The 19,675-nt window shown below is 69.7% G+C and carries 13 protein-coding genes, 2 pseudogenes and 1 riboswitch; of the genes and pseudogenes, 5 read left to right on the forward strand and 10 right to left on the reverse strand.

The annotated features are described in order from the left end of the window. The first annotated feature begins 262 nt into the window (after positions 1-262). On the forward strand, positions 263-2,521 hold the full coding sequence (locus KO481_RS11460; protein ID WP_215917024.1) for a sensor histidine kinase: 2,259 nt from the start codon (positions 263-265) through the stop codon (positions 2,519-2,521). A 27-nt stretch (positions 2,522-2,548) separates the two neighbouring features. Here KO481_RS11460 and KO481_RS11465 read toward each other — a convergent pair whose 3' ends face one another. The 5 genes from KO481_RS11465 to KO481_RS11485 all read right to left on the reverse strand — a co-directional run bounded on the left by KO481_RS11465 (position 2,549) and on the right by KO481_RS11485 (position 10,515). Then, positions 2,549-4,657, reverse strand: coding sequence for an acyltransferase family protein (locus KO481_RS11465; RefSeq protein ID WP_215917025.1), 2,109 nt, complete (start codon positions 4,655-4,657; stop codon positions 2,549-2,551). A gap of 334 nt (positions 4,658-4,991) precedes the next feature. Next, the gene (locus tag KO481_RS11470) at positions 4,992-6,191 is read right to left on the reverse strand and encodes a L,D-transpeptidase (protein WP_443677994.1); all 1,200 of its coding nucleotides are present in this window, start codon (positions 6,189-6,191) and stop codon (positions 4,992-4,994) included. A 1,500-nt stretch (positions 6,192-7,691) separates the two neighbouring features. After that, entirely contained in the window at positions 7,692-7,922 is a 231-nt protein-coding gene (locus tag KO481_RS11475; RefSeq protein WP_215917026.1) for a ferredoxin, read from the reverse strand. Positions 7,923-7,925: 3 nt separating this feature from the next. Beyond that, positions 7,926-9,140: a cytochrome P450 gene (locus KO481_RS11480; protein ID WP_215917027.1), complete on the reverse strand. Its 1,215-nt coding sequence runs from the start codon at positions 9,138-9,140 to the stop codon at positions 7,926-7,928. Between the two features lie 160 nt (positions 9,141-9,300). Beyond that, on the reverse strand, positions 9,301-10,515 hold the full coding sequence (locus KO481_RS11485; protein WP_215917028.1) for an ROK family transcriptional regulator: 1,215 nt from the start codon (positions 10,513-10,515) through the stop codon (positions 9,301-9,303). Between the two features lie 98 nt (positions 10,516-10,613). Between KO481_RS11485 and KO481_RS11490 the strand changes: the two genes are divergently transcribed. Continuing rightward, complete coding sequence (locus KO481_RS11490) at positions 10,614-12,068, forward strand: APC family permease (protein WP_215917029.1); 1,455 nt, start codon at positions 10,614-10,616, stop codon at positions 12,066-12,068. A gap of 37 nt (positions 12,069-12,105) precedes the next feature. Here the strand turns inward: KO481_RS11490 and KO481_RS11495 are convergent, their stop codons facing one another. The 5 genes from KO481_RS11495 to KO481_RS11515 all read right to left on the reverse strand — a co-directional run bounded on the left by KO481_RS11495 (position 12,106) and on the right by KO481_RS11515 (position 16,287). Then, entirely contained in the window at positions 12,106-12,678 is a 573-nt protein-coding gene (locus tag KO481_RS11495; protein ID WP_215917030.1) for a histidine phosphatase family protein, read from the reverse strand. Continuing rightward, on the reverse strand, positions 12,675-13,532 hold the full coding sequence (locus tag KO481_RS11500) for a CbtA family protein (RefSeq protein WP_215917031.1): 858 nt from the start codon (positions 13,530-13,532) through the stop codon (positions 12,675-12,677). The genes KO481_RS11495 and KO481_RS11500 overlap by 4 nt, the downstream gene beginning before the upstream one ends. A 19-nt stretch (positions 13,533-13,551) precedes the next feature. Further along, the gene (locus KO481_RS42905; protein ID WP_245400835.1) at positions 13,552-13,704 is read right to left on the reverse strand and encodes a CbtB domain-containing protein; all 153 of its coding nucleotides are present in this window, start codon (positions 13,702-13,704) and stop codon (positions 13,552-13,554) included. A gap of 105 nt (positions 13,705-13,809) precedes the next feature. Beyond that, a riboswitch (cobalamin riboswitch) is annotated at positions 13,810-13,952 on the reverse strand. Further along, entirely contained in the window at positions 13,945-14,532 is a 588-nt protein-coding gene (locus KO481_RS11510; protein WP_215917033.1) for a P-loop NTPase family protein, read from the reverse strand. Its footprint overlaps the riboswitch before it by 8 nt. An 81-nt stretch (positions 14,533-14,613) precedes the next feature. After that, on the reverse strand, positions 14,614-16,287 hold the full coding sequence (locus tag KO481_RS11515) for a glycoside hydrolase family 183 protein (protein WP_245400742.1): 1,674 nt from the start codon (positions 16,285-16,287) through the stop codon (positions 14,614-14,616). Positions 16,288-16,385: 98 nt separating this feature from the next. Here KO481_RS11515 and KO481_RS11520 point away from each other — a divergent pair. From KO481_RS11520 to KO481_RS42910, 3 genes and pseudogenes are all read left to right on the forward strand, one after another. After that, positions 16,386-16,577: pseudogene (locus KO481_RS11520) on the forward strand (molybdopterin-dependent oxidoreductase); the annotation flags it as partial. Between the two features lie 478 nt (positions 16,578-17,055). After that, a complete protein-coding gene (locus KO481_RS11525; RefSeq protein ID WP_245400743.1) occupies positions 17,056-17,754 on the forward strand; it encodes a tyrosine-type recombinase/integrase in 699 nt (232 codons plus the stop codon). Positions 17,755-18,200: 446 nt separating this feature from the next. Then, positions 18,201-19,664 (forward strand): annotated as a pseudogene (locus KO481_RS42910) (MFS transporter); the annotation flags it as partial. Positions 19,665-19,675: the final 11 nt, after the last annotated feature.

Raw genomic sequence — 19,675 nt, forward strand, 5'->3', positions numbered from 1 at the left:
TATCGTCCGCGGCACGGCGGCATCGGTCGGGATCACGCCGTCGGCATGGGCGGCTCCGGCGAGTCGGGCCGCGGTCGGACGGGAGTCGCGCGAGTTCCGGCGAGTTCGGATGTGAGCGGGCGAGATCTTCTGGTGCCCAACAGGAATGGATCGAGCAGCTCCGAAGTCGGTGGTGCCGGTAGGAATCGGGTGTTGTCGATCCGAATCACACTGGGATCGCGCGGCTCCCACCATCGGACGGGATTGCGCGGTTTCCCGCGCGATGCGCGATGATGAGAACGTGCGCTGGACTCACGGGAGGACGGGTGCGGCTCGCGGGCGCGACGTCCGTGGGGACGCGCCGATCGGGCGGGCGCAGGCGCGGGCGCGGCGCTCGCTGGGATTCGCGGTGGGGACCGGGACGGTGCTCTGGGTGCTGGCGCACCTGCCGTTGATCATCGATCAGGATCACGACGTGCAGGCCTGGTGGACCCCGGTCGTCGTCGCGGGGCTGCTGGTGTGTGGCATCCGCCTCCTGGCCGCATCGGCGAAGGGCAGCGGTAGCGGGGTGGGCGCGGCCGCCGGGTGGCTGGCCGCGATGCTGCTGGCGGGGCTGGGGACCCTCCCGCTGGCCGGGGACTACAACTGTTTCGGCATCAACGGCACCTGGATTCCTCCGCTGTCCTCGGCCGCGGCGGTCGCGGGGGTGCTGGTGTGGCGGCGCTGGTGGCCGGTGAATCTGCTGATCTGCGGTGCGCTCGCCGCGGGAGTGGACGCCTACACCTCCGGCGGCACCGGAATCCATTCCGTCGCCGAGGATCTCGTGCGCACCTGGGTTGTTGCGGGATTCCTGGCCTGGACCTCGTCGCGGCTGCTGCACGCGGCGATCGAGCTGGACATGATGACCGCCAACGCGGTGCGGCACGCCAGTGTGGCCGCGGGCGCCGAGGCCACCGAGCGTGAACGCACCCGGTTCGCCGGTCTGATCCACGACAACGTGCTCGCCACGCTGCTCGACGTCGCCCGCGGGGGGACGGGGGAGCCGCTGCGCCGCGCCTCGGCACGAACCCTGCGGCAGCTGGACCTCAGCCCGCACGACTACACCGCCGACGACGACGCGCCGACGCCCGAGGCGATCGAGATGTGCCGCACCGAGGCCGCCGAATACGGCGTGCCCTTCGAGGCGCACGTCGGCGAGCACGCCGTGCCGCGCATACCCCGCGAGGTGATGATCGCGGTGGCGGGCGCGCTGGGTGAGGCGGCGCGAAACAGCCTGCGGCATGCGGGATCCGGCGGGCGCACGGTGACACGGGCGGTGCGGCTGGCGGTCGACGAGGGCGGCGTGATCGTGCAGATCGTCGACGACGGCGCCGGATTCGATCTCACCGCCGTGAGCGTCGAGCGGCTGGGCGTGCGCCAGAGCATCCTGTGGCGGATGCGGTGCACGCGTGGCGGCGATGCGAGCGTGGAGTCCGCGCCCGGGCGCGGCACGACGGTGACCCTGCGGTGGACCCATGCCGAATCCGGCGGCGCGCCGAGCCAACCGGCGCTGATCGGGGTGCGGGGACTGTCGGGCATCGTGATGATGGCGCTGATCGTGCTGTCCGCGGGGATGCTGATGATGGGCTACACCAAGGGCAATGGCAGTCTGCCCGCGGGCATCGCCGCCTTCGGGACGGTGATAGTCGCCGGTGCCGTGGTGCTGATACCTCGCGACGATCCGCTGCCCATGGCCCGGACGTGGGCGGTGGTGCTGGCGGGGCCGCTGTCCGCGGCGATCATCAATCTCGGCCCGCACCGGGCGCACCATGCGGTGTGGGTGGTGGTCGCCTACTCGTATGTGCTTGCGTTGCTGGCCGTTCGGGGCCGGGTCGCGGCCACGCTGGCCGGCCTCGCGGGTGCCGGGATCACGTTCACCCTCGCCAACGGGTCCCTCGATCCCGCGATCGACGGCACGGTGGTCGCCGCCGCGGCGGCGTTCGGGGGTATCGCGTTCACCGCGTCCATGCGCCCGCTGCTGCGCTCGTACCACAGCGCCCGGGCCGAGATCGCCCGCCACGCAGGGGTGGAGGCCCGCGCGGCGGCCCGCAGCCTCGAAAGGCGTAGTCAGCTGGCCTATCTGGACCGCACCGCCCGTCCCGTGCTCGAATTCCTCGCCGCGGGCGGCGCGCCCACGGCCGATCAGGTGCGCGAATGCCGTTTACTCGAGGCCGAGATACGTGATCGGCTGCGGGCGCCGGGCCTGGCCGTTCCGGCGCTGGTGCGCGCGGCGCGCGAGGCGCGGGCCCGGGGCGTGGCGCTGACCCTGCTCGACGACGGCGGAATGGGCTCGGTCGCACCGCGAGTGCGCGAGACCATCGTGAAAACCGCCGTGGCCGAACTGGATTCGGTCACCGAGGGGCGAGTGACGGTGCGAGTGCTGCCGCCCGGTCGCGGCAGCATCGCCACCATCGTCTCGGTCGAGCCGGATACCTACCGCCGCATCGAGATCGATGCCGCGGGTGTGCCCTCGGCGATCTCGGAACCGGCCGCCGCGGGCTGAGGCCCGGTCTACTTGTGGGCGTTGCGCTTACCACCAGCCCAGGATCGGCTGCAGGGCGCGGCTCAGCGCGGGTGCCAGCGACCGCGAATAGGCCGCGGTCAGGTGATGCTCGTCGTGATAGATCAGGATGTTGCCCGCCGATACCGGGCAGACGTCGGCCGCGCAGACCGCGTTGGTGAGGTCGATCGGGAATACCGTGGGGAATCGAGCCGCCGGCGCGGCCTCGGGGTTGACCGGGTCCAGGGCGAAGTCGCGGGGCAGGCCGCAGGACCTGCTGGTGCCGCCGCTCGCGAGGCAGTCGGTCGCGCGGTAGCGCACCCCGTTGTGGCGCAGCCACGGAGTGTCGCGCATGGCCAGCACATTCAGTCCCCGGCCCGTGAGCTGCGACCACACGTCCAGATAGTCCTGCGGGGTCTCGTCGCCCGCGCCGGCGCGGGGGCGGGTCCCGGTGGTGAACACCCACTCCGGGCGCTCCCGGCCGAGCCGGTCGATCACCTGCCGGGACCAGTTGCGGCAGTCCGGAATCGCCTCGCCCTTGTAGGACACATCGTCCGAGACCGTCAGCGGGCACCCCATCTTCAGCATCACCCGAATCCGGAAACCGTGCTCCCGCGCGAGAATCTGCAGGGCCGGGAGCCAGTGCTCGGCATGGGAGCTGCCAACCACCGCGATGGTGCGCTTCGCGTCCACGTCGCCGTAGTCGCAGGTGATGAGCGTGGTGGTCGAGAAGTCGGAGATGCAGCCATCGGCGGTGGATTGGGGTGCGTCCGAGGGCGCCTCGAGAACGGTCGGGCGCATCCGCACATGCGGCACCGTCGCACCCGAGGCCAAAGCCTCCGCACCGGGATACAGGTGCGGGTCGAGGGCGGCCGGGGGCCGCGGGGCACTCGCACCCATCGCGACGTGCCAGCTCGTGCTCAGGCCGATCGCGATCGCGCCGAGGACCGACACGGCCACGCCGATCCGGCGGCGGTAGTGGGCGGGGGTGCGGGTCTGCGCGCCGATCGCGGGATGCGGCGCGGCGGTGCGGCGGCGCAACCGCAGCGGTTCCTCGACCAGGTGGCGGGTCGCGTAGGCCAGCAGTAGCGAGACCGCGATGACGGTGAGGCCCGCGACCGGTCCGGCGTCCGGCTCGTGCCGCTCGGCCAGGTAGTAGATCAGGATCGGCCAGTGCCACAGGTACAGCGCGTAGGCCAGCGCGCCCAGCTCGACGACGGGGCGGGTCGCGAGACACCGCAGCAGCCACGGACGCGCGGACGGCTCGAGGTTGTTGCCCGCCAGGACGAGTGCGGCCGCCGCCCCGACCGGGATGAGCGCGGCGGGTCCGGGAAAGACCGCCGCGCCGTAGACGAGCTTGCCGCACACCGCGACGATCGCCAGCCCGGCCACGGCCAGCGCGGCCCGCAGCCGGCGCGGCGGGGAGAGCCACGGTGCGGCGAGCGCCAGCAGCGCTCCGGCGAGCAGCTCCCAGGCCCGCGCGAACGAGTCGTAGTAGTTCCACCCCTGATGCGCTCGGGTCCCGTGCATCGCGTACACGAACGACGCCCCGGCGAGCACGCCGAGCAGCACCAGCAGTACCGGGCGCAGCACACCCGGGCGCCCCGCCCTGCGGCAGGCCCACGCGAGGAGAGCCAGCAGCGCGGTGATCGCCAGATAGAACTGGCCCTGCACCGACATCGACCACAGGTGCTGCAGCGGGCTCACCGACGGATCGGCGGCCAGGTAGTCCGCCGAGGCCAGCGCCAGATGCCAGTTCTGGTAGTAGAACGCCGAGGCCACGGTCTGGTCGGCGATATCGGACCACTGAGTGATCGGCCGCAACACCACCGCGGCAACGACCACGGCCGCGAGCACGACCATGAGCGCGGGCAGCAGCCGCCGCAGCGTGCGGCGCACCGTGTGTGCGACCCGCACCCGGCCACCGGATTCGGCCTGGCGCAACAGCAGCCCGGTGAAGAAGAATCCCGACAGCACCAGGAAGACATCCACGCCGCCGGACACGCGCCCGAACCAGACATGGAATGCCACGACCAGCGCGATGGCAACACCCCGCAAACCGTCCAGATCCAGCCGGTAGGCAGGTGCGGCACTCCCGCCGTCGCGAGCCGCGGCATCCGCCCTACCAGACCCGTTCATCGACCTCGAACGCCTGATCGCCGCTGGCAGAGCGGGTGTGACGGTACCGCCGCCAGGGCGGACGGTCGGCGGAGCAGGACGGCGCACATCATTGGGGGAACCGGCACGGCAATTCTCTTATCACGCAAATGGCCGCTGATCCAAAGCGCCACACGCGGCGCTGAGACACGCCGCACATTCCCAGCTACCAGAGCATGCCCGGTCGATTACTTCGAATGATCCGGCGGCAGTGCGGTATCGGCGCAGGACCCACCGCCATGGCCGATCGTCTGGGTTCGTCGTGCGGGTGCGCGGCGGGGCAGGTCCACAGACCCGCCCCGCCGCGCACAGCGCGTCAGCTGTTGGCGTTGCCCGCCTGCCATGTGGACCACGGGACTTCCCAGTCGCCGTAGGTGTCCCAGACCGGCAGCGCCGGGCCGCCGGAGTTGGTGATCTCGACGACGTCGCCGATGCCGAAGTGGTCGAAGAACCACTGGGCGTTGGCGGGGGAGAGGTTCACGCAGCCGTGCGAGACGTTGCTGCTGCCCTGCTGGCCGACCGACCAGGGCGCCGAATGGACGAATTCACCGTCGTTGGAGATGCGTTCGTCCAGCGCCACGGTTTCCTTGTAGTACCCGGGCTGGCCCTGGCAGGTGCCGTAGGTGCAGGAGTCCATCACGATCGAGGGCTGCTTGTCGGAGATGACGTGCGGTCCCTCGTGCGAGGGGAATCCGGGTGAGCCCAGGCTCATCGGCAGCTGGTTGATCTGCTTGCCGTTCTGGAAGATGGTGAGCTGATCGGTGCTGCCGTCGGCCTTGGCGACCATGGAGTCGTGCACGGTGTAGTCGGCGCTGTTGTTCTCCGCGCCCAGCACCCCGTTGCCCAGGTCGACGCCGACGACGTCGGCCTCGATGTGGATCTTGGTGCCCGGCTGCCAGTAGCTCGGGCCGCGATAGTGCACGTCCTTGTCGTCGACCCAGTACCAGGCGCCGGGCTGCGCCGGGGTGACCGTGACGTGCAGATGCTTCTGCACCTCGGCCTTGTTGGAGACCGGCTTGGTGAACTGGAACACCATCGGCTGGCCGACACCGATTCCGGTGTTGGCGACCACATCCGGCGCGGGCACGACGTTGGCGTAGGCGGTGCGCCCGGCGGCCATGGTGTGCACCGTGAAGGTCTTCTGGTTGTGCGTGCCCTCCTTGTTCACCGCGTCGACGACGACGGTGTACGCGGTGCCGAAGGCCAGCGAGTCGGTATTGGCCCAGCTGAGCTGATCGGGTGCAATCGTGCCCGCGACCGGCTTGGTGCTGCCGTCCGAGGCGGTGAACGTGGCGTTGACCGAGGCCAGGTGACCACCGGTGACCGACACCGCGATCGGGGCGCTCGGGTTGATCGGAGCGCCTGCGGAGGCCGGCACGCTGATCATCGCCGGGGGCGGCGCGGGCGAGGTGGTCGGGCCCGCGACCAGGCTGCCGGGGCCGTGGCCGGAGGTACCGAGCACGACCGCGGCGACGGCGATGATCACGACCACCGCGGCGGCCAGGGCGATCCACAGCCCGCGGCGGCTGCGGCGGGGCTCGGATCCGCCGGGGCCGCCGGTCTCGGGGGTGGCCGGCGGGATGCGCGTCGGCGGCGGGACCGCGGCGGCGGGAGCAGGGGCAGGGATGACCTTGGTGGTCTGGTCGGGGGAACCGGACTCGGGCGCCGCGGAACCCGGGGGAGTGCCCTGCGGGCCGGGTCGGGACTCGATGCCGGCGGCCATGCCCGCGGCCGCCTTGTCGATCACGACGGTCTTGTCCGACGGCGGCTGCGCCCGCGACTCCTCGCCCGGGCGACCGGACGCCGCGCGCTGCTCGATGAAGACCGTCTTGTCGGCCGTATTCGACTGTGCGGAAAACGGTTTCGTGGCGTCCTCGGTGACGGCCGGAGGCTGGGGCGCACCGGACGGCGCCACGGTCCGCGGGGCGGGCGGCTTGCCGCCACCCGGAGCGACGGGAGCGCCCGGATTGGCCGCCTTACCGGTATTCGACTGCGGCCCAACGGGAATGGCTTGCGTGGCAGCGGCGGAAGGATCTGGCCGGCCCGTGGGGTTGCCGGGGCGCGGTCCGACATTGCCGGGCGCGGGCGACGAATTGCCCGGTCGCGGCGGCATATTGCCGACGCCGGGGGCTGGGGTGCTGATCTGAGGTGGCACGTTGCCCTGCGGTACCGCGTTGCCGGGGCGCGGGGGAACGCCGCCCGGTCGCGGGGGCGTGCTGCCGGGCTGCGGGGAGGCATTGGCGGGTCGCGGAGCGCCACTACCGGACTGTGGAGGCGTGTTGCCGGGGCGAGGGACGTTGCCGCCAGGCTGCGGAGGAACGTTGCCGCCAGGCTGCGGAGGAATGTTGCCGCCAGGCTGCGGAGGAATGTTGCCGCGGGGCTGCGGAGGAATGTTGCCGCGGGGCTGCGGAGGAACGTTGCCGCGGGGCTGCGGCGGGGTGTTGCCGGACTGCGGGGCGGGGCTGCCGGACGGCGGGGCGGAGTTGCCGGTGTCGCGGGGGTCGCCGGAGGTCGGTGCGGTCACGGTGTTCTGTTCGTCCTTACCGGTCGGGGCGTTAGCGCCGACCGATATATCGATGCTCGCCTGGTTCTTCCCGGCGCGCGCGGCACCGAGATCATCGGGTTCATTCGTCTGGCTCATCATTCCCCCACACCGGTCAGTATTCCATGTCCGGCGGTGGGCCCCTGCGTCCACGCGCCCCGGCCCTCCGGGCGGCGGCCAGGTCGCTACCGCATTCCTGTATACACCGATGCCGCCGGGGATCGCCGAAACGGTCGGCGGGCGCGATCTTCGCAATCGGAAAGAAATCCCTCGCGAAAAGCCCCGGACGGACCCGGCCGCATCGCCCGGGTCGACCAGGTTCCGTTCAGGTGGAGCGGTGCGAGGCCAGCAGCGGGCAGCTCGGCTCGGGGCGTTCCTGGTGTCGCGCTGACGACTGGGACATGACGAATTTCACGTTCCCCCTAGCGGTTACCGGCCACAGCCGTCCGCGCACAGACCCGCTTCGGGTGAGTCTTACGGCTCCGGGGCCAGCACTTCACCGGTCTCGGCCGCCCGGACGAGGATCGCCTCGACCGGGCAGGACTCGGCGGCGTCCAGCACCGCCTCGTCCGGATCGATGAGTTCGGCGGCCGGCTGCGACCGTTCGCCGACGAGCGAGAAGCGCCCCGCGGCGGTCCCGGTGCAGACTCCCGAGCCGATGCAGGTGCCCTTGTCGACGGTGACGCGCCATTGCTGTTCGGTCATGGCCTACCAGCTCACCGGCAGTGCCTTGGGGCCCCGCACCAGCAGGCCCGTCTTGAACGGCACCTCCTCCGGGGCCACCGCGAGGGTGAGGCCCGGGAAACGGCGTAGCAATGATTCGAAGGTGACCTGCAGCTCGACGCGCGCGAGCTGGGCGCCGAGGCAGTGGTGCACGCCGTGCCCGAAGGCGATGTGGGGATTGTGGCTGCGGGCGAGGTCGAGCTCGGCGGCCGCGTCGAAGACGGATTCGTCGCGGTTGGCGGACTGGGTGTTCACGAACACCGTCTCACCGGCCCGCACGGTGACACCGCGCAGCTCGAGATCCTCGGTGGCCACCCGGCCGAAGGCGGCGCCGCCCGACCCCAGCTGCACATAGCGCAGCAGTTCCTCGATCGCGCCGGGCATCAGTTCGGGTTCCCGGCGCAGCCGCTCCCACTGTCCGGGCATGGTGAGCAGGGTGTAGGCGAAGTTGGCGATCTGGCTGGCGGTGGTCTCGTGCCCGGCGATGAGCAGGGTGATGCCGAGCTGGACCAGCTCGGCCTCGGTGAGGCGGTCGTCCTCGTCGCGGGCGGTGACCAGCGCACCCAGCAGATCGTCGCCGCCGCCGGTGGGATCGGCGCGGCGCGCGGCGACCACCTCGGCCAGATACGCCTCCAATCCGGCTCGGGCGGCGGCGATCTCGTCGGCGGTGTAGGCGGTGGTGGACAGTGCGGCGTCGGAGAAGTCCCGGAACCGGTGCTGATCGCTCGGGGGCACGCCGAGCATCTCGCAGATGATGGTGACCGGCAGTGGAAGTGCCAGCTCGGCCACGAGATCCGCGGGAGCGCCGTGCTTTTCGAGCGCGTCCAGGCGCTCGTCGACGATCTGCTGGGCGCGCGGGCGCAGCTGCTCGACGCGACGCCCGGTGAACGCCTTGGCGACGAGCCGGCGCAGCCGGGTGTGATCCGGCGGGTCCATGCTCAGGAGCGTGTTGGGGCGGCTCGGCTGGGCCAGCACCCGGGGGATGTCCTCGCGGTCGACGGTGGCCGCGCGGCTGAAGCGCGGATCGGCCAGCACGAATTTGACATCCTCGTACCGGGTTACGAGCCACCCGTCGCCGCCGTAGGGCATCCGGACGCGGACGATGGGTTCCTCGCGGCGCAGTGCCACGAGTGCCGGATCGATATCGAGCCGGAACGGCGGATTGAAGGGGTAGCGGCGCACCTCGGAGTCGATCGTCATGACATCTCCCTATTCCCCCTCCCCGCTCGTGACGGGGTGTCAGCGATGTTATCGATTGCTTACAAAGCCCCATCGTAGGGACGCTGCTATACGCCGTCAATGGACGAATCCCATTACGCGGGTGCGGGATTCACATCCATGAATTGCGGCGTCGGCCGCCTCACGCGGGCCGTGGATCGGTGCGGCGGTCGAAGACCTGGGGCCGGGCGATGCGCAGCGCGGTGGCGATGGCGCCGAGCAGGACAGCGTCGTCGCCCAGGGTGCTTGGGGCGACCGTTGGGCGCAGCGGCGTGGAATGTGCCAGGGTGGAGCGGATCTGATCCAGCAGCAGATCGGCGCTGTGGCCCAGACCGCCGCCGAGCACGATCAGATCCGGATCGAGCACCGCGGTCACCGCGGCGACCACCAGCGCCAGGCGCTCGCCCTCCTCGCGTACCACCTGTGCCGCAATCGGATCCCCGGCACGGGCGGCGGCGAAGACAGCCTTGGCGCTCAGGCGTCCGGGCATGCCGCGGGCGCGGGCCGCGCGCACGACCGCATCCGCGGAGACGGCCGTCTCCAGTGCCCCGCGCCGTGCCGCGGGTGCGGTGGCGGCCCCGAAGGCGGCCGGGAGGTAACCGATTTCACCCGCCGCCCCGTGTGCGCCGGTGAACAGCTCACCGTGCGAGACGATGCCGACGCCGAGGCCGGTGCCGATCAGGACGTAGACGAACAGCCGGCTGCCGCGCCCGACACCGAACGAATATTCGCCCAGGGCCGCGAGATTGGCGTCGTTGTGCATCGAGAGCTCGGAGGCGCCCAAGCGCTCGCGCAGGCCCTCCAGCAGGCCCGCGCGGCCCCAGCCCGGCAGATTGGCCGCGAAATGCACCCGCTCGTCCTGGGCGTCGAAGACGCCAGGGCTCCCGAGGCTGGTGTGCACCACCTCCGCCATGCTCACCCCCGCCCTGGCCAGCACCTGCTCGGCGGCCCGGCCGGCCAGCTCGGCGACGGCGGTGGCGGTGCGTGCCCGATTGGGAATGTCGGCGCGGGACAGCACCGTTCCGGCCAGGTCGGCGACCGCGGCGCGCAGCCGCGCCCGGCCGATATCGATGCCCAGTACGTATCCGGCGGTGGGGTCGGGCTCGTACAGCACCGCGGTGCGGCCGCGATCCGGCGCGAGGGTGCCGACCACCCGGACCAGTCCGTGTGCCTGCAGTGCCGCAAGGGCACTGGACACGGTCGGCTTGGACAGGCCGGTGTCGCGGGCGAGTTGGGCGCGGGTGGAGGATCCGGCGGTGCGCAACTGTTCGAGCAGCAGCCGTTCGTTGTTGCTGCGCAGGCGTTGCCGGTTCCACGGCTGCTCGTCCGTCGCCATCGGTGCTGGTGTCCCGTCCACGAACCCACAGTAAGTCGTCGAATCCTCACGAACTCTTGACGGCAATAGTAAAGGAATTTAACTTTATTTGAAATCAGCTCCCACTCCGGAGGCCCGTCATGCCGGACGCTCGTCACCTTCCCCGCAAGATCGGCCTGCTGCAGGCCACCGCCATCAATATGAGCCAGATGGTGGGCATCGGGCCCTTCGTCACGATCCCGCTGATGGTCGGCGCGTTCGGTGGTCCGCAGGCGGTGATCGGCTGGATCGCCGGCGCCGTACTGGCCCTGGCGGACGGCCTGGTCTGGGCGGAACTCGGCGCCGCGCAGCCCGGCGCCGGGGGCACCTACATCTATCTGCGTGAGGCGTTCCAGTACCGCACCGGTCGCTTGATGCCGTTCCTGTTCGTCTGGACCGCAATGCTTTTCATTCCGCTGATCATGTCCACCGGGGTGCAGGGGCTGGTGCAGTATCTGGCCTACCTCTGGCCGTCCATGACCACCGGGCAGGGCGATCTGGTCGGCGTCGCGGTGGTCGCGCTCGTGCTGGTGCTGCTGTGGCGGCGGGTGGAGAGCATCGGGCGCCTGTCGGTGGTGCTGTGGTCGGTGATGATCGTGTCGGTGCTCGCGGTGATTCTCGCGGCCTTCACCCATTTCCATCCCGCGCTGGCGTTCACCTGGCCCGCGCACGCGATCGCGCTGACCCACGGCAGCTTCTGGCTGGGCTTCGCCTCGGGCCTGACCATCGGCATCTACGACTACCTGGGCTACAACACCACCGCGTATCTCGGCGCGGAGATCAAGAATCCGGGGCGGGTGCTGCCGCGCTCGATCATCTACGCGATCGTCGCGGTGATGGTGGTCTATCTGCTGCTGCAGATCGGGGTGCTGGGCGTGATCCACTGGCCCGATATGCTGGACCCGAAAAACGTTGCCTCCCAATCTGTTGCCTCGGCGGTGCTGGAGCACACCATGGGCAAGGGCGCCGCGGACGTGGTCACCGTGCTGATCCTGATCACCGCGTTCGCCTCGGTGTTCACCGGGCTGCTCGGCGGCTCGCGGGTGCCCTTCGACGCCGCGCACGACCGGGTCTTCTTCCGGTCCTTCGCCAGACTGCATGCGCGGCACCAGTTCCCGATGCTGGGGCTGGCCGCGATGGGTGTGATCACCGCCGCAGGATTCCTGCTGGCCCGGCACGTGGGCGCCAGCGCGGCGCATCCGCCGCTCGCCACGCTCATCGCGCTGCTGACCACCGTGATGGTGATCGTGCAGTCCTTCGCCCAGATCGCCGCGGTCACCGTGCTGCGGCGCCGCCAGCCCGGCCTGCTGCGGCCGTACAAGATGCTGCTGTATCCGCTACCGAGCATCGTGGCCGCGATTGGGTGGCTGGTCATCTACGGCTACGCAGACAAGGCCAACCCCGGCGTGCATCCCATCGAGCTGTCGCTGGCGTGGGTCGTGCTGGGGCTCATCGCCTTCCTGGTCTGGGCGCGCGTGGAACGGGTATGGCCGTTCGGGCCCAGGGAGATTCAGGAGCGGTATCTGTCCCAGCAGGATGCGGCGGCGATCGGCTGAGCGGGCTCGGCCGGACCCGGGCGCTGAGACGGCCGGGTCAGTCGGCGAGTTCGTGCGCGGTCGCGCGCAGCGTCCACGCGGGCGCGCGGTAATGCAGGGTGGTGGCGCTGAGTGGGAGAATGTCGATGCGCCAGAACGATTCCGGGGGAGCCGACAGGGTGCACAGGATCGCTGCGCGGACGACGGCGGGGTGGGTGACCGCGACGATCCGCTCGCCGCGGCCGGCGATATCGCCGAGCCAGGCGCGCACGCGTTCGATCAGATCGGTGATGGACTCGCCGCCGTGCCCACGGAATTCGGGATCGGTCAGCCAGCCCATCAGCCGTTCGGGCGCCAGGGAGTCCATCGGCCGCCCGGACCATTCGCCGGATTCCAACTCGCGCAGCGCCGGTTCGGGAGTTCCGTCCAGGCTCAGCGACCGTGTGGTCTGTGCGGCCCGCAGCTCCGGTGCGTGATAAACCGCCGACGGCTCCGGTCCGGGCAGGCCGCCCGCCTTCTCGACCGACCGCTCGCCCAGGGCGTTGAGCGGCTCGTCGGCGGGAAAGCGGGCGGCCTGCACCGCATCGGTGAGCGCGTGCGTCACCAGTGTGAGCCGGGTGACCGGACTCATACGATCGGCGCGACGGCCGGGGCGTCCGGCGTTGCGGTGCTCGCACGGCCGAACAGCCGCGGCGCCAGGGTGCCGAATCCGACTCCGATCACCATCCACAGGATCACCTGTGCGGCAAAGGAATACAGCCGGAACTGCCACAGTGTGTCGGCGGGGAAGCCCGGGTACACGATGTGGCCCGCGGGATCGGTGAGCGGCTGCGGCGTCTCGGTCGCGAAGTTGCCGTACGCGTGGTTCTCCGACAGGTGCCCGAGCGAGGGCAGCAGCAGGATCACCACGGTCATCACCACGATGAATGCCAGCGCCGAGATCAGCACGGTATTCCAGTTGCCCAGGCGGGCCTGGAGCCTGCGGCCCAGCCAGATCGCGCCGATCAGCGCCACCGTGGACAGGACGATCATCGTCACGAACAGGAAGGTGCGTTCCTCGAGCGTCTCCGGGTGGCCGATCGAGGGCGGATTGGCCGGATACTTCAGGAAGGGCACCCCGTACGTCGCCAGGAACATGCCCCCGGCCACCAGCAACGCCAGATTCCGTGGCGTGATCGAGCCGACGCGGCCCACGCAGAGGCAGTACACGACCGCGAACAGCGCGCCCATGGCCATGCCGAACACGATCATGCCGAATCCGATGCCGATGTTCGACTGCACCGTCCGGCTGAAAATGTCCGGGCCCATATCGGGCATCGGGAGCCCGGCGGCCTTGTCCAGCGCCGCGCGCGCATCGTCACGCCCGCTCTCGTAGTCGATGGCGCGCCCGATGACCGGCTCGGCCAGCAGCCGGGCGAAGATGAATGCCAGTAAACCGGCCAGGGCGCCCACGAGCACGCCCCGGCCGATGATCCGCTTTTCCATTGTGGGTCGTCTCCTGCGATCAGTGGCAGGGGAAACCGAGGAAATGGCGCGCATCGTGCACGAACTCGTGCACGTGCATGTCGCTGCCGAAGATCGAGACGGCGCCCTGATCGATGCCGATGAAGTAGTACGCCAGCAGCGCCAGCACGGTGGTGCCTGCCAGCCAGAGCATGGTGGTGGGGACGGACAGCGGGACGGCGCCGAGGCCGGAACGGGGAGCGTAGGACGTAGCCACGGTGACTCTCCTTGTGCGGGAGGGGATCTCGCGTCCCCTCGGCCGATACATGTCTCGGCGTCCGGGGTCTGACTCGCATCGGGTGACCGATGCTCACAGTGGCGCGACCGTCCCGGAGTTACACCGGATTCCTCGAATCGCCGATCACATGACGATACGAAACGACCGCCGAAACGGTCAAATGGTGCGTCGGCGCCCGGTTCTTCCCCCGCGGCCGTCCGCCCCGCCGAGCCGGGCCAGAAACGCGGCGATATCACGGTGGGTGCGCAATCGGATGAACGTGATGTCCCGGTAGGCGGGGTCGGACTGCGCCGCGAGATATCGGGCGCGGTTCCGGGGGTGCGACTGCCAGGCGAAGACGATGATCGAGCGCTGCGGATCCCGGGACACCATGTTGCGCCAGTGCTCCCGATTGCCGTTCCACAGCTCGCGCCCGGTCAGCACACGGGCCGCGGTGCGCCGGATCAGCTGCGCCATGATCAGCGGCCGCGGCAGGTCCAGCCACAGCACGGTGTCCGCCCGGCTCCACACCAGATCGCCGAGTTTGCCGCGGTAGTTGCCGTCGATCACCCAGGTCTCACGGGCGATGCGCTCGGCCACGACCGCCCGGAATTCCTCGTCGCCGATCGGCGTCCACCCGGGCAGGTGGTGGATGGCGTCCAGTTCGACGTGCGGGACGCCCAGTCGCCGCGAAACCCCCTGCGCCAGCGTCGTCTTCCCCGATCCCGAGGTACCCACCACCGAGATGCGCCGCATGGTCCTCACACCACCATTCTTACGGGCCGGTGTGGCCGCCTGTCACCTTTCGCGGGTTCGCGTCGTCAACAGGGCGCGGGCGGGACACGTTCAGTCCAGGGACGCGTGCATGAGATACACGTTGTAGTGGCGATATTCCGACAGCGTGAAATACAGCTCGTGCGCGGTGGACCACGGATGGATGAAGCCGCCGTAGCCCGAGGGGTAGTCCTGGGTGCTCAGAAGTGTGGCCGGCGCGGACCAAAGGCCCTGCGGCGTAGCGGATCTGCGCAGCACGATGACGTTGTGCACCGCGTCCAGGTAGGTCATCTCCCACCGGTGCGCGCCGGTGTCGTAGCGTACCGAGAGTTCCCCGGCGACGCTGGACATGATGGGGGTGGCGGACAATTCGGCGCCGTTGCCGCCCGGCGTCGGGGCCTCGAGGGTCGGCCGCCAGAAACCGTCGACCCAATACTGGTAGGCGGTCTTGTTCAGCACCTGGTCCTGCGGGACCCGCGCCAGCGCGATCGTGCCGAAGCGCCCGTTGGGTGTGCCGAACATGTAGACGTAGCCCTCGTGCGGCGTCATCGCCACCACCTGGAACTGGCCCTGCCCGAAGATGTTGTCCCAGCGCGCATTCTCGTCGTCGACCCAGTTCTGCCCGCCGTCGTCCGAGTAGGCCAGCCCGCCGTAGTTGGTCCACCAGCGGCTCGGCCGTTTCGACCAGCGCGCCACCGACATATAGCTGAGGTACTGCCGATTGCCGAGCGCGAAACCCGATGTCGGGATCACGGTGATCTCGAAGTTGTTCACTTTGTAGCTGCCCAGCAGCTCGGTGGCGTGACAGGGCCGGTCGGAGACCATGCTGTCGATCGACATGCCGTGCGCGAGATCGTGATCGGAGCTGAATCCGAGCACGTTGCTGCGCCAGTCGCCGCCGCTGGGACCGCCGTCGTGGAATCCCGTGCCGAAGGTGTCGCCGAAGGCGATCGCGATGCGGCCCGGCGCCGACTCCCACATGAGCCCGAGGTCGGTGTCGTCGACCTGCCAGCGCGCATCGGTGCGGTTCTGCGATCCCGGACCCGTCAGCTGGCTGATCGGGTACACGTCGTGCACCCGGGGCGGGGGGACCGGCCGGGTGACGGGCGCGGGCTGCAGCGGCGGATGTTCGACCGGCGGAATCGCTTGCGGGCGTGGGCCCGTCACGTCCGGGCCGAGCACCATGATAGGCAGCGGGATCGTCTCGGGGTCCGGTACGAACTGCAGCTTCGGCAGCTGCCACGGGGTCGGCTGGACGACCGTCGCCGTCGAGGTCGGCGGCGCGGGGGTGGTGGTCGTGGTGGTCGATGCCGGGGCCGGCTTCGGCGGACCCTCCGGCCAGGTGGGGGTGCCCGGTGGAATCGGAAGCGCCGTGCGCGGATTCCCGCCCGTCAGCTGCGGGCACGGATTGGCGCACTGATCCGCCGGGAGCGCGGCCGATGGGATCCGGGTGCGGTTGATCTGCTTGGGGACCTTGAACGGGGTGATCTTCGGCTGTAACACCTGCACCTGCACCGTCGGCGGCTGCGCCGGGGCCGGCGGGGGGACCGGGGCCTTCGGATTCGGCATCCGCATCAGCGGGTCGAAGCCCGCCTCGCCGCACGCGTTCACCGGGGCCGGCTCCCACGGCAGGACATCGGCCCGGCCCGTCTGCGCCGTGGCCACCGCGACCATGGCCACCGCGGCACCTACCGCAACCTGTCGCAGCACCCGCTCGCGCTCCTCGGCATCCGTGCGAATTGACAACCAGACCTTATCCGACAGCCAACGACACGCGAACGCAGACGCATTCGATGCGGGGCCTCGCGCCACGAACCTGGGCCGCGCGACGGCCCGGCGGTAGCATCATCGTCATCCTCTGCCCCAAGGTCACGGCAATGGGTGGGCTGCACCATGATCCGGATCGGCTGCGGACGCCGGTGCGGCGGGTCGGTGACACGTTCGAGCTGATCGGGTGGGACGAGGCGTTGGCCGAGATCGGGCGGCGACTGCGGCGGATCCGGCGCGAGCACGGCCCCAGCGCGATCGGGATGTATTCCTATTGACCGGACTAACGGACAACACGCTGGGGTAGTTGAGTCGATGCCGTCTCGGTGACCGGTAGTCCTCTCTGGAACGACTGGAGAGGATGGCATGAAGGTGTTCGACGATGACCGTGATGTCCGGGTGATCCGGCTGCCGCGGTGGGGACGGGTCCAATGTGTTGATGAACCAGTCGGCTGGGTCGTCGTTGACGATTCCGGTGTTCCGGTGGTGCCGATCCGTCGTTTCCTGATCGATTTCGTTGCACAGGGCAACAGTCCACGGTCGGTACGCAGTTACGCCTACGCACTGCTGCGGTGGTGGCGGTGGCTGCGCGCGGTGGGCGTGGAGTGGGACAGGGCAACCTCGGCCGAGGGCCGGGACCTGGTGTTGTGGCTGGGATGGCATGTGAAGCCACGGAATTCGCCACGTACGGCGTCACGGGAGACCGCGGGGACGGTCAACACGTATGAGCGGGTTACCGGGCCGGCGTTGCCGCACCTGTTCCAGTATCGAATCGGCTGGAAGTGGCAGCCGATCGGCACCACCTACATCGACAGGCTCATCCGCGGCGCATCGGACCGTGCCGCAATAACCGACCCCACAGGCAAACCGGTGCGCTACACGCCCCACGACTTTCGCCGTTTGTGGGCCACGGACGCGGTCAGCAACGGGCTACCGGTTCATATCGCGGCGAAGATCTTGGGGCACAAGCAGTTGAGCACGACGCAGGTCTATGCGGCGGTGTTCGACGAGCACCTGATCCGCTCCTACAGACGCTTCCTCGACTCCCGCCGCTCACTGCGACCGGAAGCGGAGTATCGCGAGCCGACCGAACAGGAATGGGAGGACTTCCAGGAACACTTCGAGAAACGCAAGCTGGAGCTGGGCACCTGCGGACGCCCGTACGGCAGCCGATGCAACCATGAATTCGCGTGCCTGCGATGCCCGAGCCTGCGGCTCGACATCGCGGCCCGCAGCCGCCTGGTAGAGATCATCGCCAATCTCCGCGACCGCATCACCGAGGCCCGAATCAACGGCTGGGCAGGCGAAGTCGACAGCCTCACGGTCAGCCTGAACGCTGCGGCCGCAAAGCTCGCCAGCCTCGATCGGACGCACCAGCGATCGACCGTGACCGCGGACCGGACCAACCTCGGTTTGCCTGTCGTCCAGAGACACCCCTCGTCCTGACCACGTCCGCAATGTCCGGTCCTTGTCGGTGCCCAGTCGTATCGTCATCACATGACCGATATCGCCCCGCTCGCCGCCTCGACGCGGGCAGCCTTCGGCGATCCGGGCGTTCACGCCGTCGTCCGGGCCGGGCGCGCGGTACACGCAGTCGCGCTCGGACAGTGGGTCGGCGAGGAATTCGTTCCGGAGCTCCTCTGTAGGACTGGCGTGGCCGGATGGCTTCCATCAGCCTTAGCGCCCACACGAGCAGAAATCACCTGTGCCCGATGCTTACGTCGAATCGGAGCACCCCTCACCCATCCGCGCCAGCTTGTGCTGTTCGGCGAGGACGACGCCCGGACCGCCTTGTCGGACTAGGGAACAAGGCAACCCGATCGATCGAGATGAGCTCGGCGACCGCACGGCAGCGGTAGCTTCGCGCCCGGTGCCCGGTAGCGTCGCTGGGCATGACTTCCTGGGGCGCGGGCACCGGCGGTGGACATCGTCGGGTGTGGGGTGTGCCGATCTTCGTGCTCGGTGGGTTGCAGCTGCTGGTCGTGCTGGACGGCACGGTGGTCGCGCTGGCACTGCCGAAGATTCGTGACGCACTCGGACTGACCGAGTCGGCGGGCAACTGGATCATCACCGCGTATGTGCTGGCATTCGGTGGTCTGATGTTGCTGGGCGGGCGGCTGGGCGACAGCTTCGGCCGCAAACGGGTATTCGCCACCGGGGTAACGGTATTCACGCTTACCTCGTTGCTGTGCGGGCTGGCGTGGGACCAGACCAGCCTGATCGTGGGGCGTACTCTGCAGGGAATGTCGGCGGCGGCCGCCGCGCCGACCGCGATGGCGTTGATCGCCACCACGTACGCCCCCGGCAAGCCCCGCAGCCAGGCATTCGCCATCTACGCCGCCCTCAGCGGAGTGGGGTCGGTGGCCGGGCTCGTCGCCGGCGGTGTGCTCACCGAACTGTCGTGGCGGCTGGTCTTTCTGATCAACGTGCCGATCGGGATGCTGGTCGCAGTCGGCGCGGTGGTGTGCCTGCGAGAATCGGACGGGCCACGGTCGGGACTGGATGTGCCCGGCGCGATGCTGGCCACATTCGGGGTCACCGCGGCAGTGTTCGCCGTCAACGAGGGCCCAAGCGGCTGGGGCCGCCCGATCGTCATCATCCCGGCCGTCGCCGCGGCGGTACTGCTGGTGGCGTTCGTGATCGTGGAACAGCGAGCCGCCAACCCGATCCTGCCGTTCACGGTGTTCGCCAACCCCAGCCGGGTAGCGGCCTTGGGGGCGATCGTGCTGGCCGGTGCGATCGTCATGTGCCTGGCCGTGTTCATTTCCCTGTACCTGCAAGGGATCCTGCGGTATTCACCTCTCGAGAGCGGGTTGGCTGTTGCCCCGTTCGCGGCCGGACTCGGTGTCGCCGCAGCGATCGCATCCAAACTCGCCCTGCACTGGCAACCACGATGGCTCGTGATCCTCGGCGGGACGATCATCCTCATCGGCTGCCTCTACGCATCTGCTGTCGCCACTGAACAGCCAGCCTATTTTCCGGCGATCGCCGCAGCCGTGACCATGGTCGGGTTCGGTGTCGGGCTCGCGGTCATCCCCTTGACCCTTTCGGTGATCGCGGGCGCGACCACCTCCGAGATCGGCCCGCTCACCGCGCTCGCGCAGGTTGCCCAGAACCTCGGCGGCGCCGCAGGATTGGTCATCGTCGGCGCGGTAGCCAGCTCCCGGGCCCTGTCGATGGGCGGCCCGACAACAGCAATCCCGAACATGTCCGAGCCCCAGACCCACGCGTTGGCCAGCGGGTACGGACTGGCGTTCACCTGCTGCGCCGCGATCGCGGTCGCCGCCGGGGTCATCGTGCTGATGATGCGGTTCACCCCGCAAGACGTCGCCGAAGGACAAGCAGCACAAGACGCCGTCCGACGAAC

This window comes from Nocardia albiluteola (assembly GCF_018860155.1).
Classification (GTDB): Bacteria; Actinomycetota; Actinomycetes; order Mycobacteriales; family Mycobacteriaceae; genus Nocardia; species Nocardia albiluteola.

Bases quoted from the DNA above. Each gene is read 5' to 3' on its own strand.
- KO481_RS11490 (WP_215917029.1), top strand. From the start codon at position 10,614: ATGCCGGACGCTCGTCACCTTCCCCGCAAGATCGGCCTGCTGCAGGCC.
- KO481_RS11460 (WP_215917024.1), top strand. From the start codon at position 263: ATGCGCGATGATGAGAACGTGCGCTGGACTCACGGGAGGACGGGTGCG.
- KO481_RS11465 (WP_215917025.1), bottom strand. From the start codon at position 4,657: ATGAACGGGTCTGGTAGGGCGGATGCCGCGGCTCGCGACGGCGGGAGT.
- KO481_RS42905 (WP_245400835.1), bottom strand. From the start codon at position 13,704: ATGCTCTGGCTGGCAGGCACCACCGTGCTGGCGCTGCTGGCGTACTAC.
- KO481_RS11500 (WP_215917031.1), bottom strand. From the start codon at position 13,532: ATGGAAAAGCGGATCATCGGCCGGGGCGTGCTCGTGGGCGCCCTGGCC.
- KO481_RS11495 (WP_215917030.1), bottom strand. From the start codon at position 12,678: ATGAGTCCGGTCACCCGGCTCACACTGGTGACGCACGCGCTCACCGAT.
- KO481_RS11475 (WP_215917026.1), bottom strand. From the start codon at position 7,922: ATGACCGAACAGCAATGGCGCGTCACCGTCGACAAGGGCACCTGCATC.
- KO481_RS11480 (WP_215917027.1), bottom strand. From the start codon at position 9,140: ATGACGATCGACTCCGAGGTGCGCCGCTACCCCTTCAATCCGCCGTTC.